At 53.2% G+C, this 16,131-nt stretch carries 20 protein-coding genes; 8 read left to right on the top strand and 12 right to left on the bottom strand.

What is annotated here, in order from left to right; all coding sequences use genetic code 11:
- Positions 1-12: 12 nt before the first annotated feature.
- Entirely contained in the window at positions 13-1,026 is a 1,014-nt protein-coding gene (locus ACX3P5_RS08155) for a zinc-dependent alcohol dehydrogenase family protein (protein ID WP_233984415.1), read from the bottom strand.
- A gap of 180 nt (positions 1,027-1,206) precedes the next feature.
- On the opposite strand from ACX3P5_RS08155, the gene ACX3P5_RS08150 reads away from it, so the two are divergent.
- The 3 genes from ACX3P5_RS08150 (at position 1,207) to gstA (ending at position 5,093) form a co-directional block, all read left to right on the top strand.
- The gene (locus ACX3P5_RS08150; RefSeq protein ID WP_458969173.1) at positions 1,207-2,100 is read left to right on the top strand and encodes a LysR family transcriptional regulator; all 894 of its coding nucleotides are present in this window, start codon (positions 1,207-1,209) and stop codon (positions 2,098-2,100) included.
- A gap of 746 nt (positions 2,101-2,846) precedes the next feature.
- A complete protein-coding gene (gene dtpA / locus ACX3P5_RS08145) occupies positions 2,847-4,343 on the top strand; it encodes a dipeptide/tripeptide permease DtpA (RefSeq protein WP_458968525.1) in 1,497 nt (498 codons plus the stop codon).
- A 144-nt stretch (positions 4,344-4,487) separates the two neighbouring features.
- The gene (gene gstA, locus ACX3P5_RS08140; protein ID WP_233984418.1) at positions 4,488-5,093 is read left to right on the top strand and encodes a glutathione transferase GstA; all 606 of its coding nucleotides are present in this window, start codon (positions 4,488-4,490) and stop codon (positions 5,091-5,093) included.
- A gap of 46 nt (positions 5,094-5,139) precedes the next feature.
- On the opposite strand, the gene pdxY is transcribed toward gstA, so the two are convergent.
- From pdxY to ACX3P5_RS08120, 4 genes are all read right to left on the bottom strand, one after another.
- Entirely contained in the window at positions 5,140-6,000 is an 861-nt protein-coding gene (pdxY, locus tag ACX3P5_RS08135; protein WP_233984419.1) for a pyridoxal kinase PdxY, read from the bottom strand.
- A gap of 51 nt (positions 6,001-6,051) precedes the next feature.
- Entirely contained in the window at positions 6,052-7,326 is a 1,275-nt protein-coding gene (gene tyrS / locus ACX3P5_RS08130) for a tyrosine--tRNA ligase (protein ID WP_233984420.1), read from the bottom strand.
- A gap of 139 nt (positions 7,327-7,465) precedes the next feature.
- On the bottom strand, positions 7,466-8,122 hold the full coding sequence (gene pdxH / locus ACX3P5_RS08125; protein WP_233984421.1) for a pyridoxamine 5'-phosphate oxidase: 657 nt from the start codon (positions 8,120-8,122) through the stop codon (positions 7,466-7,468).
- A gap of 25 nt (positions 8,123-8,147) precedes the next feature.
- Positions 8,148-8,462 carry an MliC family protein gene (locus ACX3P5_RS08120; RefSeq protein ID WP_031377360.1) on the bottom strand — a complete coding sequence of 105 codons (315 nt, stop codon included), beginning with the start codon at positions 8,460-8,462 and terminating at the stop codon, positions 8,148-8,150.
- A gap of 189 nt (positions 8,463-8,651) precedes the next feature.
- On the opposite strand from ACX3P5_RS08120, the gene ACX3P5_RS08115 reads away from it, so the two are divergent.
- Positions 8,652-8,855 carry a hypothetical protein gene (locus tag ACX3P5_RS08115; RefSeq protein ID WP_031377361.1) on the top strand — a complete coding sequence of 68 codons (204 nt, stop codon included), beginning with the start codon at positions 8,652-8,654 and terminating at the stop codon, positions 8,853-8,855.
- Positions 8,856-8,936: 81 nt separating this feature from the next.
- Here the strand turns inward: ACX3P5_RS08115 and ACX3P5_RS08110 are convergent, their stop codons facing one another.
- Positions 8,937-9,617, bottom strand: coding sequence for an SOS response-associated peptidase family protein (locus ACX3P5_RS08110; RefSeq protein WP_233984422.1), 681 nt, complete (start codon positions 9,615-9,617; stop codon positions 8,937-8,939).
- 305 nt (positions 9,618-9,922) lie between these two features.
- Between ACX3P5_RS08110 and ACX3P5_RS08105 the strand changes: the two genes are divergently transcribed.
- From ACX3P5_RS08105 to ACX3P5_RS08095, 3 genes are all read left to right on the top strand, one after another.
- Positions 9,923-10,156: a YgdI/YgdR family lipoprotein gene (locus tag ACX3P5_RS08105; RefSeq protein ID WP_233984423.1), complete on the top strand. Its 234-nt coding sequence runs from the start codon at positions 9,923-9,925 to the stop codon at positions 10,154-10,156.
- A gap of 14 nt (positions 10,157-10,170) precedes the next feature.
- A complete protein-coding gene (locus ACX3P5_RS08100) occupies positions 10,171-10,401 on the top strand; it encodes a YgdI/YgdR family lipoprotein (RefSeq protein ID WP_031377364.1) in 231 nt (76 codons plus the stop codon).
- Between the two features lie 404 nt (positions 10,402-10,805).
- Positions 10,806-11,078 (top strand): hypothetical protein, encoded by a 273-nt coding sequence (locus ACX3P5_RS08095; RefSeq protein ID WP_233984424.1) that lies wholly within the window; start codon positions 10,806-10,808, stop codon positions 11,076-11,078.
- Between the two features lie 203 nt (positions 11,079-11,281).
- On the opposite strand, the gene ACX3P5_RS08090 is transcribed toward ACX3P5_RS08095, so the two are convergent.
- The 5 genes from ACX3P5_RS08090 to umuD form a co-directional block, all read right to left on the bottom strand.
- Positions 11,282-11,422 carry a hypothetical protein gene (locus ACX3P5_RS08090; RefSeq protein ID WP_293000984.1) on the bottom strand — a complete coding sequence of 47 codons (141 nt, stop codon included), beginning with the start codon at positions 11,420-11,422 and terminating at the stop codon, positions 11,282-11,284.
- A gap of 483 nt (positions 11,423-11,905) precedes the next feature.
- The gene (locus tag ACX3P5_RS08085) at positions 11,906-12,520 is read right to left on the bottom strand and encodes a TetR/AcrR family transcriptional regulator (protein WP_233988182.1); all 615 of its coding nucleotides are present in this window, start codon (positions 12,518-12,520) and stop codon (positions 11,906-11,908) included.
- A gap of 207 nt (positions 12,521-12,727) precedes the next feature.
- Positions 12,728-13,006 (bottom strand): hypothetical protein, encoded by a 279-nt coding sequence (locus ACX3P5_RS08080; RefSeq protein WP_233984426.1) that lies wholly within the window; start codon positions 13,004-13,006, stop codon positions 12,728-12,730.
- A 146-nt stretch (positions 13,007-13,152) separates the two neighbouring features.
- Positions 13,153-14,421, bottom strand: a complete 1,269-nt coding sequence (umuC, locus tag ACX3P5_RS08075) for a translesion error-prone DNA polymerase V subunit UmuC (protein ID WP_233984427.1) — start codon at positions 14,419-14,421, stop codon at positions 13,153-13,155.
- A gap of 2 nt (positions 14,422-14,423) precedes the next feature.
- Complete coding sequence (umuD, locus tag ACX3P5_RS08070; protein ID WP_458968524.1) at positions 14,424-14,843, bottom strand: translesion error-prone DNA polymerase V autoproteolytic subunit; 420 nt, start codon at positions 14,841-14,843, stop codon at positions 14,424-14,426.
- A 322-nt stretch (positions 14,844-15,165) separates the two neighbouring features.
- Here umuD and ACX3P5_RS08065 point away from each other — a divergent pair, with 322 nt between their 5' ends.
- Positions 15,166-15,417, top strand: a complete 252-nt coding sequence (locus ACX3P5_RS08065; protein ID WP_094121381.1) for a hypothetical protein — start codon at positions 15,166-15,168, stop codon at positions 15,415-15,417.
- A 93-nt stretch (positions 15,418-15,510) separates the two neighbouring features.
- Here ACX3P5_RS08065 and ACX3P5_RS08060 read toward each other — a convergent pair whose 3' ends face one another.
- Positions 15,511-15,735: a hypothetical protein gene (locus ACX3P5_RS08060; RefSeq protein ID WP_094121380.1), complete on the bottom strand. Its 225-nt coding sequence runs from the start codon at positions 15,733-15,735 to the stop codon at positions 15,511-15,513.
- Between the last annotated feature and the right edge of the window lie 396 nt (positions 15,736-16,131).

Here is a 16,131-nt window from a genome sequence, read left to right as displayed (position 1 = left end):
CGACTGACGTTATCAGCTATCCATTTTAATAACGATTTTGCCAAATGCACCCCGGGAGAGATGCTCAAAAGCGTCGACTGCCTCGCTAAAGCGGTAAACCTGTTCAATAACGGGTTTGATATGGTGTTTATTCAGGAATGGGTTCATCCGATCAAACGAGGAACGGGGTGCCACTGCAATGCCTCTGATGGTTGTCTGGCGGAAAATTAACGGCATTAAATCAAGCTGCGCTGTCTGACCGGTAAGAAAACCTACCTGTGCAATCGTTCCGGCCACTTTGGTTGCCGTAATTGACTGGTTAATGCCGCTGCCACCGGCAACCTCCACCGTGACATCAGCGCCCTTACCCCCGGTCAGCTCCAGAACTTTATTTTGCCATTGAGGCCATTTTTTATAATTAATCCCCTCATCCGCCCCCAGCGATTTAATCCGTTCGAGGTTGGCATCGTTACTGGATGTCGCAATCACCCGCGCCCCATAGGCATGCGCTATCTGAGCAGCAAACACGGATACACCGCCGGTTCCCTGTACCAGCACGGTTTGTCCGGGCTGCAAATTACCGATATCCATTAGCGAGTACCATGCCGTCAACGCCGCAATAGGAAGAGTGGAGGCTTCCTCATCTGTCATGCTGTCCGGGGCTTTGACCGCGCTATCTTCATGAAGAATCATGTACTCAGCCAGTCCGCCAGGTAACGGCATGCCTATACACCAGGCTGGCTCGTCGGCAGCCGGTTCGCCATCCAGCCAGCGGGAATAGAGATGTGAATTAACGCGATCGCCAATGCTGAAACGGGTTACCCCCTCACCGGTGGCAACCACGGTTCCTGACGCATCAGAGACCGGGATAAGGGGCTTTGGCACCAGATGTGGCTCATAAAAACCCTCCACGATGGCTTTGTCCCTGAAGTTCAGCGAAACCGCGCCAACTTTTACCAGAAGTTCACCCGGACCGGGTGTGGGGGTCTCAACCTCTTCCAGTTTTAAGTTTTCAAGACCAAAATCTTTTAATAACCATGCTTTCATTTCTGTCATTTCCTGTGTGCCTGTATCAGAGAGGCATGATAAGCAAAGCGATCGCGGGTAAAAAGCCATCAAAAAGAGGTTCAGTGTTTCTGCAGGAGAAACAATCGAGCTGGGTTATACTCCCGGCTATCACAATTTTGGTCATACTATTTCAGCGGAGTTAAAAACGTGCGCCCGAACATGCTTGAGTTGATGGACATTTTTGTTCAGGTTGTAGAACTGCGCAGCTTCACCCGTGCCGCTGACGCTTTGCAGTTGCATCGCCCTGCGGTCAGCAAGTCGGTGAAGCAGCTGGAGGATACGCTGGGCGTTAAACTGCTGCATCGCACCACGCGCAGTCTGAGTGTGACGGCTGAAGGAGAGGAAATTTATCAGCGAGCCAAAGCGCTTCTGACCGATGTCAGTGAGATGATGGCCTCTTATTCGCCCGATCAGTTGCCGCACGGTGAGCTTCGCATTGATGCTCCGCTGGCCCTGACGCACAGTATTCTGCTCCCCTTCCTGGCTAATTTTCAGGCTCTGTATCCGCAGATTGACATTGTCTTAACGGCTTCAGATCGTCTGACTGACCTGATTTCCGAAGGCGTCGATTGTGTTATACGTCTCGGTGAGCTTGCGGATTCAAATTTTATTTCGCGTCGTGTCGGCGATCTGCAGATGGTGACCTGTGCAGCCCCCTCCTATCTGAAAAAATATGGCACGCCTCAGACGCCGGATGATCTTGCTGATCATAAAGCCGTCTGTTTTTTTAGCGAGCATAGTCGTGACCTCCATGAATGGAGATTTGTTGTTAACGGTGAGGTTATTTCACGGCGACCGGCACACAGTATGCGGGTTAATAATTCAGATGTGTTGTTATCCTGCGGCCTGCAAGGCCTTGGTATACTTCATGCCATACGCGCGGCATTAGAAACTGACATTGAGGCGGGCAGGCTGACGGAACTGTTATCTGACTACGCAACGGTAACCAAACCGGTTTCCATCCTCTATCCTGACCGACGCTATCTTCCTCCTAAGGTCAGGGTTTTTATCGAATGGTTCGATGAATTATTTAAGCAGTATCACCAGCGTTAATGTTGCTCTACAGACAGGCTGCGGCAATAACATCAGCGCGGTAATCACAGCGGGAGAACAACGTAAAGGAGAGCACCTGGGACGAGCCTTATGACGGGCGCGGGAAGGTGATTAAATGTTAATTTTTTGTCGAGTCTGCCCGGCGGCCTCTTCATCACGGTCGATTTTTGCCGGATAACCCGCGCACCTGATAACTGCCGCAGACAGAAGTTTTATGCTTCGATTGCCACTCGCGCACCGCTTTTGCTGCGTAGATTTCCGCCACGCAAACGGTTTCTTCTTTTTCTTCCTGAATTAAATCATCTGTTTGTGCGCAGGATCGTCATTTGCTCACTTTTAACGCAAAGCAGGCGGGTAAATGAGGTTTTTTTCATCGCTTCGCCTGATAAATAGCCGCTGACTGACTCATAGTGCTGGATAGTGATTATTCAACAAACTATTAATCTGGATAATCGTCCATTAGCAGTTAATATCAATATTATCCAGGCCGTGACTCGCATCCACCCTATTTATACTGCTATAATCCCCGCTTGCCATATTTAAATCCGATTAACAGTTTGTTATAAGTTTTTTAACCCGATAATATCAGGGTCATCCAGTGGTCAGAAAATTCTTGCCCTGTCGCGCTTAATCAGCCAAATTAGGCGCCGCTTTTCCCTTCTAATAACAATCTTGCGCATGGACAACTCACATGACGCGGACTTAATTCCTGTCCCGAAACAGGGTGTGATAAAACTGAGGTACATGTGTCAACTGCAAACAAACACACTGATGAGACAGTTAGTCTCAATGCGTTTAAACAGCCAAAGGCGTTCTACTTAATCTTCTCGATTGAGCTGTGGGAGCGGTTTGGTTTTTACGGTCTTCAGGCCATCATGGCGGTTTACCTGGTGAAACAGCTGGGGATGTCTGAATCCGATTCCATCACGCTGTTCTCCTCGTTCAGCGCCCTGGTCTACGGGCTGGTGGCGATTGGCGGCTGGCTTGGCGATAAAGTGCTGGGCACCAAACGCGTGATTGTGCTGGGTGTCCTGGTGCTGGCGCTGGGTTATGCGCTGGTGGCGTTCTCCGGTCACAACGTGAGCATTGTCTATATCGGCATGGCGACCATCGCTGTCGGTAGCGGCCTGTTCAAAGCCAACCCCTCTTCGCTGCTCTCCACCTGCTACGACAAAGATGACCCGCGTATCGACGGTGCTTTCACCATGTTCTATATGTCGATCAACATCGGTTCGCTGTTTTCGATGATGCTGACCCCGTGGTTAGCGGCGAAATATGGCTATAACGTGGCGTTCTCGCTGTCGGTGATTGGTCTGGTGATCACCCTGTTCAACTTCCTGTTCTGCAAGCGCATGGTGAAAGATTACGGTTCTAAACCGGACTTCGCACCGCTGCATATTGGAAAGCTGCTGATGACGCTGGTTGGCGTGGTGGTGCTGGTGGCGCTGGCTAACTGGATGCTGCATCACCAGTCTATCGCCCGCCTGGTGCTGGCAGTGATTGCGCTGGGTATCATACTGGTGTTTGCCAAAGAGGCCTTTGCCCTGCAGGGTGCCGCGCGTCGTAAGATGATTGTGGCCTTCCTGCTGATGGTGGAAGCGATCCTGTTCTTTGTGCTCTACATGCAGATGCCCACCTCGCTGAACTTCTTTGCAATCCGCAACGTTGAACACAGCATTCTCGGCATCACCTTTGCGCCGGAACAGTTCCAGGCACTGAACCCGTTCTGGATCATGCTGGCCAGCCCGCTGCTGGCGGCGCTTTACAACAAGCTGGGCGATAAGCTGCCGATGCCGCATAAGTTTGCTTTCGGCATGGTGCTCTGCTCAGGGGCGTTTCTGGTGCTGCCGGTGGGCGCGAAGTTCGCCAGCGATGCCGGTATTGTCTCGGTTAACTGGCTGATTCTGAGCTATGCGCTGCAGAGTATCGGTGAACTGATGATCTCCGGTCTCGGCCTGGCGATGGTGGCCCAGCTGGTGCCGCAGCGTCTGATGGGCTTTATCATGGGCTCATGGTTCCTGACCACCGCTGGCGCGGCAGTGATTGCCGGTAAAGTGGCGAATCTGATGGCGGTGCCGGAAAACGTGACCGATCCGCTGATGTCACTGGCGACCTACAGCCGCGTATTCCAGCAGATCGGTATCGTTACCGCGGTGATTGCTCTGCTGATGCTGGTTACTGCGCCGTTGCTTAACCGCATGACCCAGGATACTGACGCAGAAACGAAAAAAGCTGAGGCGTAATTTCCTGACGCTTCTCCAGCCGGGCTCTGCCCGGCTTTTTTTTTGCTGCGGCGGCTCCGGTCGCAGATCCTGATCCGCGTCACTGGCAATTCTTCGCTGAGCCTTTACTATGCTGTGATCCCATCGCATCAAGGAGGCCTGGTCATGAAACTGTTTTGCAAAGCGGGTGCCTGCTCTCTCTCACCCCACATTGTCATGCGCGAATGCGGGCTCGACTTCACTCAGGTGAACGTTGATCTGGCAAAAAAACTCACGGAACGGGGCGACGATTTTCGGCAAATCAATCCCAAAGGTCAGGTACCGGCGCTGCAGCTCAGTGATGGCACGGTACTGACTGAAGGCGTGGCGATTGTGCAGTACCTGGCAGATCTCAAGCCCGATCGCCATCTGCTGGCGCCTGCCGGCAGCCTGACGCGCTATCACACCATTGAATGGCTGAGCTACACCAGCAGCGAGCTGCACAAAGGCTTTACGCCGCTGTTTCGTCCGGACACCACGGACGAGGAGAAAGCGCGGGCACGTACGCAGCTGGAGGCGAAATTTCGCTATGTCGATGAGAGCCTGCATGACAGACAGTGGCTGATGGGGCTGCGCTTCAGCGTGGCCGATGCGTATCTCTATGTGGTGACGCGCTGGGCGAAAGCGCTGAAGCTCAATTTATCGGGATGTGAAGCACTGGAGAGCTGGTTCAGTCGGGTAGCGGCGCGTCCGGCGGTGCAGGCGGCGTTAAAAGCCGAAGGGTTACAGTAAGGGAACCACTTAATAAACAGGGCCGCTGAAGCGGCCCTGTTCCGTTTTACAGTTTTTCTGCCGCGAAGTGCTGCGTTGGCGCGGCAATCGCATCCTGAGCCGCCACCAGCTGCAGTTCATACTCGCCCATCTGATGGGTTTTCAGCATCACTTCATACACTGCCGCCGTTACGTGCTCCAGCGCATCCTGCAGGCTTTTGCCATGCAGCAGATTGACCAGCAGCAGGCCGCTGGTCAGATCGCCCACGCCGACCGGCTGACGTACGCCAAAATCGACCAGCGGACGGCTGATGTGCCAGGCATCTTCAGCGGTCACCAGCAGCATTTCAAAGCGATCGCTGCGACGGCCGGCACGTGCCAGATGTTTGACCAGCACCACTTTCGGTCCCTGGGCGATCAGCGCCCGTGCGGCATCCACCGCGGCAGCGACATCGGTAATGCTGCGCTCGCTCAGCATCTCCAGCTCCAGCAGATTCGGCGCGATGATATCGCTGGCGGGCATCGCCATTTTGCAGTGAAACTCCGCCACGCCCGGTGCCACGATGCAGCCTTTTTCCGGGTGACCCATCACCGGATCGCAGAAATACCAGGCGTCGGGATTGGCCGCTTTCACCTGACGGACAATCTCTAATATCTGTTCGCCCTGCTCCGCCGATCCCAGATAGCCGCTCAGCACCGCATCACAGGTTTTCAGGCGGTCAATGTCAGCAATGCCTTTCACGATATCGGTTAAGTGGGTGGCGGGCATCACCGTGCCGGTCCAGTGACCATATTGGGTATGGTTAGAAAACTGTACGGTATTCAGCGGCCAGACGTTCGCGCCCATGCGGCGCATCGGAAACTCAGCCGCCGCGTTACCGGCATGACCAAAAACAACGTGCGACTGAATCGCTAAAATATTTTTCACTTGTTTGCCCTGTCCTGCCATAAAAAAGGGCCGGAAACCGGCCCTGAAATCTTACTGCCAGTTAATCAGGCAGTAATGTTTCTTGCCGCGACGCAGTAGCGTGTAGCGATTAAACAGCTTATCACTGTCGCTGAAGCGGTACTCGGCGTCCGACTGCTTCTCACCGTTCAGTGAGACTGCGTTTGATCCGATCATGGTACGTGCCTGGCCACGTGACGGCACCAGCTCCGCTTTCACCAGCGCCTGCTGCAGATCATCGTCAGCACCCAGCACGATGGTTGGCATACCATCCTGCGCCAGCTGGTCGAAGTCTGCTTCGGTCATCTCGCTGATGGCGCCGGAGAACAGGCTGTCGGTAATGCGTTTTGCGGCGGCCAGTCCGGCTTCACCGTGTACCAGACGCGTTACCTGCTCAGCCAGCACATACTGCGCGCGTGGCGCGGTGCCGCTGTTTTTGTCCTCTTCTTCCAGCGCATTGATCTCTTCAATGCTCATAAAGGTGAAGAACTTCAGGAAGCGGTAGACATCAGCATCCGCGGTGTTGATCCAGAACTGATAGAACTTGTACGGGCTGGTTTTCTTCGCATCCAGCCAGACTGCGCCGCCTTCGGTTTTACCGAATTTGGTGCCGTCAGACTTGGTGATCAGCGGAACCGTCAGGCCAAACACCTGGTTCTGATGCAGACGACGGGTCAGATCGATACCGGAAGTGATGTTGCCCCACTGATCCGAGCCGCCAATCTGCAGCGAGACGCCGTGGCGCTCGTTCAGACAGGCGAAGTCGTAGCCCTGCAGCAGATTGTAGGAGAACTCGGTGAAAGAGATGCCCTGGTCGTCACGGTTCAGACGCTGCTTCACCGCTTCTTTATTGATCATCTGGTTCACGGAGAAGTGTTTGCCAATATCCCGCAGGAAGGTCAGCACGTTCATGCTGCCAAACCAGTCGTAGTTATTGGCGGCGATAGCGCTGTTGCTGCCGCAATCGAAATCAAGGAATGGCGCCACCTGCTGGCGGATCTTTTCAACCCATTCATTGACGGTTTCGCTGGTATTGAGTTTACGCTCTGCGGCTTTAAAGCTGGGGTCGCCAATCAGGCCGGTCGCCCCGCCAACCAGCGCCACCGGCTTGTGTCCGGCATCCTGAAAACGCTTCAGGCAGAGCAGCGGTACCAGATGGCCCAAATGCAAGCTGTCAGCAGTGGGGTCAAAGCCGCAATAGAGCGAAATTGGCCCCTGCGCCAGTTTCTCTGTTAACGCGTCTTCATCCGTCACCTGGGCGATCAGGCCCCTCTCTTGCAATTGTTGTATCAGGTTACTGCTGGTCATCACTGACTCCAAATTGATCAGACTGCACCTATGCTGGTACACAGCTTTCCGCTGAGTTGCGGAATCGAAAAAATAAGGGCTATAGCATAAAGCGCTGACGCCTTCTGTGCCAGCGCTGAAAGGCGGGAATGTTACCGATTCAGGGTGCCAGTCGGTCGATTTTCCAGCCGTCGTGATCGCGCTGATAGAGGAAACGATCGTGCAGGCGATGTTCGCCGCCCTGCCAGAACTCCACCGTGTGAAATTTCACCCGGTAGCCACCCCAGAAACTGGGCAGCGGGATCTCGCCCTGCTGGAACTTCTGTTTAAGCTCAAGGAACTTGCCTTCCAGAATGCCGCGCGCCGAAATGCGGCTCGACTGCTTCGAGACCCAGGCGCCAATCTGGCTGTCACGCGGACGGCTGTGGAAGTATTTCAGCACCTCCAGCGGCGACAGCTTTTCCACTTCGCCCAGCACCAGCACCTGACGCTCCAGAAAGTGCCACGGGAAATGCAGCGAGATGCGCGGGTTGTGCGCCAGCTGCAGTGCCTTGCGGCTGCCCAGATTGGTATAAAACACCATGCCCTGCGCATCAAAATGCTTCAGCAGAACGATGCGTTGCCACGGCTGCCCTTCCTCATCCACCGTCGCCACGGTCATCGCCGTGGGATCGGGCAGTTTCGCTTCGCAGGCCTGGCTCAGCCACTGTTCAAACAGCGCAATCGGATTGTCCGGCAGATCCTTGCGGCGCAACCCGCCGCGGGTATATTCACGCCGCAGGTGGGCGATGGTGTGCAGCGTTTCGCTGTCGCTCATAATGTTCGCCTATTCAGATAAACAGTCAGCTGGCGGGTTGCAGCTCACAATCATTGACGACAATTTTATCGTTACGTTCGATAAACGCGCCGTTTCCTTTGGACCAGAAGACGTAGTTGCCGTCACTGTAGCGGGCGCCAGAGGCGGACACCGTCTGTTTCAGCGTCAGCGGCTGACCATCCATAATAAAACTGACCTGCTGCTGCGCTTCATCAAGCGTGACGGTCAGCGGCAGCGTCCCACAGCGGTAGTGCAGCGTCTGGGGGGCCGGCGGTTGTTTATGCATCAGGCTACAGCCCGACAGCAGCAGCGCAGCGGCAACGGTTAATCCTTTCAACATAAGCGGGTCTCCTTCACGAGTGAAGCTGGCATTATAAGAAGGATTTGGCGTGAAGTAAGTGGGAATCCACGCCAATCTGGCCGACAGCTGACATTGAGGTGCTTTATTGCGGTTTATCAGCCGGTTGTCTGAATGCACGCGCGGCTTAATCAGGCTACGCTCTATAGATCTGAAGCGAGGGAGACAAAAATGAAATTTGATAACGAAGATGCGTTTAAACTGGCGGTGGCCTTTATGAACCACAAAGAGAACGCCACCATAGCCAGCAGCTACTTTAAAACCTTTATCGACACCTACCAGAAATTCGATCGCTGGCTGAGCGCCTCCGATCCGATCAATGCGATGAAAGCCGAGAAAGCGGCCGCCAAAGCCGGGGAAGACTCGCTGCTCTGACGGCTCTGCCTGCTGAACCGTCTGACCGATCGGTACGGTTCATCGCCACGCGTGATTTTCACGCTCCGACCCGGTAGCGCATCAGGCTACCGGGTCATCAATTTCCGCAATCAGACTGGCATCCTGATGATGAATATTGCCCACCGCCTGGCTTACCGGATGCCAGGCAAATTCCTGTTCCGGCAGCGCCGCCTGCTGCGCAATCTCAACCGCCCGCTCTGGCGTGGTCTGCGGGCTTAACCACTCCGCCACGGCACTGGCAGCCAGCACCAGCGGCCGCCGATCGTGAATATCCACCATTCCTTTGTCGCTGGCGGCGGTGACAATCACAAACCCCTCTTTGCCATGCTCACGGTCATAAGGCGCTTTACCGATGGCGGCAAAGAACAGCGGCTGCTTCTGGCGATGATAAATAAACCACGGCTGCTTTTGCCTGCCGTGCTTTTGCCACTCATACCAGCCATCTGCCGGCACCACGGCCCGACCGTGCGCCCACAAGGGTTTAAACATACGCCCCTGCGCGGCGGTTTCGCTGCGCGCATTGATCAGCGGCGCCTTATGCCACCAGTCGGGACCGTACCCCCACAGCACCGGGTCTAGTTGCAGCTGGTCGTCACGCTGATTCAGTACCAGCACCCGGGTGCCGGGCGCAACGTTGTAGCGTCCGATCGGCTGCGGATCGTAAATAATCTCATCTTCAGGAATCGCCAGCGCATCGAAATAGTCATTCCGGCTGCTGTACTGCGCAAATCGTCCACACATAATCACCTCCCTCATCAAGCATAGCTGACGCTGGCGGCACAACGTGGGCAACGGCAGCACTATTATTCCACTGGTCAAACCTCTGGCCTGCGGATTATTTGCGTAAGATTTAACCGAGTGAAGAAATATTCTGCGCGGCACGTTTCGTTGGCAATAAATGCTATATCCCGGCGGCAGCAGCGCGATTATTCCCTGTTACGCCGGTTTCTGATTAAAAATCGCGCAACGAAGCGCAGCAGGGCCAGCAAAAATGATAAAGGCGTCTATGCTGTATACGTCTGGATTCACTTCAAGGAGAAGAAAAAATGAAAATGAAATCTCTGTCAGCGGTCGCGTTGCTGGCACTTTGTTTAGGTACGCTGGCAGGTTGCGCGTCTAACCAATCGATTAAGACTACTGATGGCCGCACTATTGTCACCGATGGTAAGCCACAAATTGATGATGATACCGGTCTGGTGTCCTATCGCGATGCTCAGACAGGCAAAACTGAGCAAATCAATCGCAATGAAATTAGTAACATGAGTGAACTCGACAACTAATAAAGGTGAATACGATGAAAAAAGCGCTGATTTTACCTCTTGCTGCATTGATCGGTATGACCGTATTAACCGGTTGCACCCGTACCAGTTACGCTATTCACACCAATGACGGCCGTACCATTATTAGTGACGGCAAACCGTCTGAATCAGATGCCGGTCTGCTGGCGTATAAAGATGCCAATGGCGTGAAGCAACAGATTAATAAAGCTGACGTCAAAGCCGTATCTGAAGTGCCAAATAAATAATTATTGGCCATCCCGTTATAAAGCCGCCGCTGTGCGGCTTTATTTTTGCCTGTTGGCTGCCGAAATAACCCCGCCGCTGAGGATATGCCTCGTCTGCGCGGCTGTCTCACCCTTTCTCACCCGGGCATTCAGCTGAAATAACGTCCGCTGGTTGCCCCTTCGCTTATCTGAATTTCAGGCACATCCGCAATTTTTTACCACTCTCATTCATTCCCCCGGTGCGATAAAAAAAGCAGCGACGTTTCTTTCAGAACAATATCAGCCATTTAAAGCGATTAAAAAAAGTTCATTTTATTTCCTGATGGTTTTAATAGTCTCTGCCCTGGGTTAGTAACCTTTCGTTCAGGCTGTTTTTTACTAGAATAATTATTGTGTTATTTACGTTTTCACTCAGGAGGTTACCCATGGTATTTCACGATAAATCAACCGGACATATGATTCTTGGTGAAGCAGCCATTAACCTGGCCTTTCAACAACAGGATATTACGCTGGTATCGCTGATCCGACAGTTGGGTGAGATGGCTGAAAATGAGAGTAACGACGATCGCGTGGCGCAGATTGCTGATGCGCGCAACTGGCTGAAAAGTTTTATCAATGCCTCTACCCGCGATCGCGCCGAGCTGAACTGGCTGGTGGTGACCGGACAGGAACCGGTAGAACTTAAAAACACCCGTTAACCTTTTCTCTGGCTGCCGTTCAGCCGAGGGCACCTCATCCGGTGCCCGCCTCGCCCCACCTTATCGCCCTCTGACATCTTTATGCCGTCCTACAGCCAGAAAAGTGCCTCTCCGGCCGCTGATTCGCTGTGCTCAGGGCACCCTGTGCCGCAGCATCAGGTGCTGCACCGGGCACGGCGGTCAGGGTCATCGTGGCTGGCCTGCTACTCAGCGACTGGTTCGCCGTTTTCGGTGACGCTCTGGTGCAACGGATGTTTCGCCGCATCGGTTTCGAATCCGCCACGGGCAGCAAAAACGGAACAACCAATGGCTGCCACAAGCGTCAGTAAGATAGAGGTTTTCACAAAACAGGCCTTAATATTTTACGCAGGATAATGGAGCAGGAAGCCTGGCACACTACGGGGTAATCGGAAAGGCCGGAACGCGATTTCTCTGGCCGGAAACGGCCGGGCTAGTGAAGTTTACGCGCCAGAATACGAATCGCTTTCCTGCAGGATAAGCGTGTATTCCGGTCGGGAGAGCGAACACGCAGGCTGTGCAGCGCGTTGATAATTTCATGCACACTCAGCGGCTCATCTGGCCTGATAAGGCGTGAGACCACTTTTCCTATCAGAGCACGGATCTCATCATTGATGGTTAGGTCGTCGTCTGTCACTGCTTACTCCCTGACGTCTGGCTGGCGGCAATGGTCACGCCAGTGATTAAGCGGGTGAGTCCCCTCGCTTTCTCTTTTTCTTTTTTGCTCTTTTTGCTTTTTTTTGCCGTGCATTACTGACGCCCGTTTAACGGCCACTTTAGGAAGCGATCACCTCCTAATCGGGGAAATTTCAACCCAATACTTTCAGTGCCAGGGCGAGAGTCTGTTGTTCATTGGCCACATCCCTGACTTTGCCCGCGACCCGCAACCCGTAGGCGAGGCAGATAATCAGCCCGGCGGCGGCCTCAACATCCAGCGTGGCGGAGATGGAGCCATCCTGCTGCCCCTGCTCCAGCAGCGAGACCAGTAAGCCCTGATTGCGCGACACCACCTGACCGATGCGTTGCGCCAGTGCGTCATCCAGCGTCTGTAATTCAATCGCGCTGGCAACCACCAGACAGCCGCGACGTCCCTCTACTGCGCGCGCTGAGTCCAGATAGAACTGCAACAGTTCAGCGATCTTCGCCCGCCCGCTGTCAAGCGGCTGCAGCCGACGCCGTAGCTCGGCGTTACGCAACAGCAGATAACGTTCAAATACCTGCAGAAACAGGGAGCGCTTATCTTTAAACGCCTTATAAATACTGCCTGCCGAGAGGTTCATCGCCGCACCCAGATCGTTCAGCGATGCTGCGTGATACCCCTTTTGCCGAAAAACAATCATGGCCTGATCCAGAGCCTGTTCAATATTGAACTCTCTGGGACGGCCCCGCTCTTTGTTTTTGTGCTCTGTGGCTATCGTGATCATCATTACCGGCCAGGGGAAAATGCGCTCCCGTAAAATCAACGGGGGATTGTATCTCAGGCACTGATAATAAGTATACCGCGCTGATTATTTTCACCGGCCGCGCGGACGGATGATCCATCAATTAATCACCTCAATGGTTAATATCGCTACTCAATTTATCACTTTCAGTCCGGCACTATTTTCTCAGGCAGCGAAAAAATCTGCCGGTTATTTATCCGGAAAAAGTGTGGCCTCAGCCTGACGATCGGCCTTTTGCTGCCTGCGCCGCTCACTATTTATTTTGGTCAGCCACAGCATAAATTGTTTATTCAGCAGGCTGGCATGGTTCTCATTATCTGCAAAACAGATAAACAGCTGAGATTTTATATTATTGTTCTCATCGACCGCATAAATTTCATATTCATCATCGCGACGGGTTTTGACTATCGCCGTGAAATGTATTGCAGGCCAAAGATTAATTCTGGCTTCAAATTGTCTAAAGTTCATCACATTTACCTAAATATTTTATCAATACACCCGATCAGCTAACAACTGGTCGGGCCAGGTAAAGGATAGCGCTGCAATAATTTCGCTGCGTGATAAAAAAAGCTTTTCAGCGGTTAGGGGGCGACTAAACGTTCGGGTACGGCGATTCACTTCACCACGGCTATCGGTAAATCGCTCAGTCGGGTGGTGTAGGCCGGTGACAGCATCTCTCGCTTCATCGCCCACTCTTTATGGATGCCCTGACCGGCAAACCAGAGTTTGCCTCTGCCGCTCTGGTTAATGCTATCCACCAGCTGCATCAATACCTCGCTGTCAGGCCGCGGCGCAACCTCATCAAACAGGTTAAGCTGCGCCACGCCCTGACTGAAGAAGTCTCCCAGCAGGATACCGGCTTTCATGTAGCGGTGCCCCTCTATCCAGATATTATCCAGGCACGTCATCGCCACGCGAATAATGTCACGCGTATCATGGGTGGGCGTCAGCAGCTGGCCGGTGGACTGATTGCCGTAAAAGGTTTCACCGGCCGCGTGCGGGCTGGTACGAACAAACACGCCGACCTGTCGGCAATACTGTTTCTCCTGACGCAGTTTTTCTGCGGCCCGTTCCGCATAGGCGCAGATCGCCTGGCGCATCTGCTGGTAGTCTGAGATACGGCTGCCAAACGATCGCGAGCACATGATTTGCTGTTTAACCGGGACAAACTCTTCCATCTCCAGGCAGGGCTCACCGCGCAGTTCCCTGACCGTGCGCTCCAGCACCACATTAAAATGTTTACGGATGGTCCAGGTGCTCTGGGCAGCTAAATCCCGCGCCGTCTCGATCCCCATCGCCTTCAGCCGTTTAGCGATACGTCCCCCCACGCCCCAGACATCCGTCACATCCGTCAGCGCCAGCAGTTTTTCCTGCCGCTCGCGGTTTGACAGGTCGACAATGCCGCCGGTTTTGCTCCATTTCTTGGCGGCAAAATTGGCCAGCTTAGCCAGCGTTTTGGTCGGCGCAATGCCGACGCCGACGGTCAGATGAGTCTCTTTCAGCACCCGCTGCCGGACCTGATGAGCAAAGGTCTCCAGCGCCATGCAGTTGCGTACGCCGGTCAGATCCATAAACGCTTCGTCGATCGAGTAAATCTCAACCGAAGGCGCCATTTCTTCCAGTATGGTCATCACCCGATGGCTCATATCGGCGTAGAGCGCATAGTTTGAGCTGAAGACCTGCACCGCATGGCGCGTCAGTTCCTCACGCATTTTAAAATAGGGCGCGCCCATTTTGATGCCCACTCTTTTCGCCTCGGCGCTGCGCGCAATAACACAACCGTCGTTATTCGACAGTACGACTACCGGCTTGCCGCGCAGATCGGGCCTGAACACCGTCTCGCACGAGGCATAAAAACTGTTCACGTCGACCAGCGCGAACATAATTAATGGGTCGATTTAATAACAAACGTCACGACGCCAAACACCTCAAGCGCCTCTTCGGTTTTGATGGCGATCGGCTTAAATTGGGTATTCATGGGCATCAGTTGCAGGCAGGGATGAAGCTGGAGGCGTTTAACCGTGAATTCACCGTCGACGGCGGCAACCACTATATCGCCATGCGCGGCGGTAAGTGAACTGTCAACCACCAGCATGTCGCCGTCGTTAATCCCTGCGTCAATCATCGATTCGCCGCTGACCCGGACAAAATAGGTAGCGCTTGGCCGCTGAACCATCAGTGCGTTCAAATCAATTCTTTGTTCGACATAATCCTGCGCCGGTGAAGGGAAGCCGCAGGGAATGCGTTCGATATATAACGGTAATGGCATGACGGCGCGGAGGTCCGCAGGTTTGATGAATTCCACAATTTCACTCCTTTTCCAGATAACTGTATATAAACACAGTAATATCGAATCCCCCTTTTAATCAAGCGTAACGGAAAAGGTTTAAGCGAAGGGGTTGAAGACAATGCACTTTTTTTTGTGGCTTTTTTTCACCCTGACGTCATATTCAGCAGAAAGTGGTCACTATCGCCGCATGACCTGAGCGGCGTGAGTTTTACATTAATCGTCGTGGCTAATGAATGATGCTGATTTAAGGAAAATCTGACAACGTTTCTCTGCTGCCACCGTTGTTTGAATATCCGGCGTGGCATGGTTATTCTGCGGTTTTAATCATGGAGGTGTTATGTCAGACGACAATCGCATCACGCATCTTGAAAACGAAGTCCGTCAGTTGAAAGTTGAGACCACCGTATTAAAAGCGATCCTGGGTCAGCAGATCGCACTCAATAATCTCAATTACAAGGGTAAATTTGATGATGTGCTGGCGGCGCTGGCGAAAGAATATGCCGATCGTGGGCTGGATGAAGGGGATAATCGGGCGATCCATGACACCCTGCGTCAGTACATTAAATATGAGCCACCATCCATAGAATAAGCCAATACCCGGCAGCGATGACGTTGCCGGGTATCCCCTGCTCTCCAACGCGCCAGCCGCCGGGCATAAGGTGACTGCACGTTAACGGCAGGCTTATACCTCGCTATCGCTCTCCAGGGCATCCTGAATCGCATCGGCCAGATTAGCGATTTCATTGGCGACCGCCTGCAGATCCCACGCCGTTTTTGAACCGGTCGCCGAGGTTGATGCGCTGACCGACTCTTTTGCTACTGCCAGCGCAGCCGCCACTGCCACCGTGCGCTTATGTTGTTCTTGTGTGATGCCCGCAGGCGGAAGTGCAAAGTAGTCATTAACCATGATCATCTCCTTCTGATTAAGTAAGCGCTCAACCTTAGCCTTCTGAGTAACGGGTGTGAAGTGAATTATGCTGACTCAGGGATCGGGCGGCCAGGATTGCAACGATCGTGAACGCTGCCAGCGTCAGGAGAGCCGCTTTTCCCTGGCTAAACCTGTACAGGTTTTCATGAAAAAGACGGCAGAAGTACAGACTTTAGCAAAAAGGTCTGAACAAAAATTTTGATAAAAAAAACGCAGAAAGCGAGACGATATAATTTCAACAGGCTGTAAATAAACAACATTAACCAGGGATTTTGTTTAAATCCTGTAAACATGCATTTAAGATACAGCACCGACCAGATAAAATTTTGCGAATTTCGTTGTACAACTTTGTCATTCTTGTATAGCTTTAGGCCG

It is taken from the genome of Pantoea sp. S-LA4 (assembly GCF_054482835.1).
This window is presented reverse-complemented; position numbering and strand designations above follow the sequence as displayed.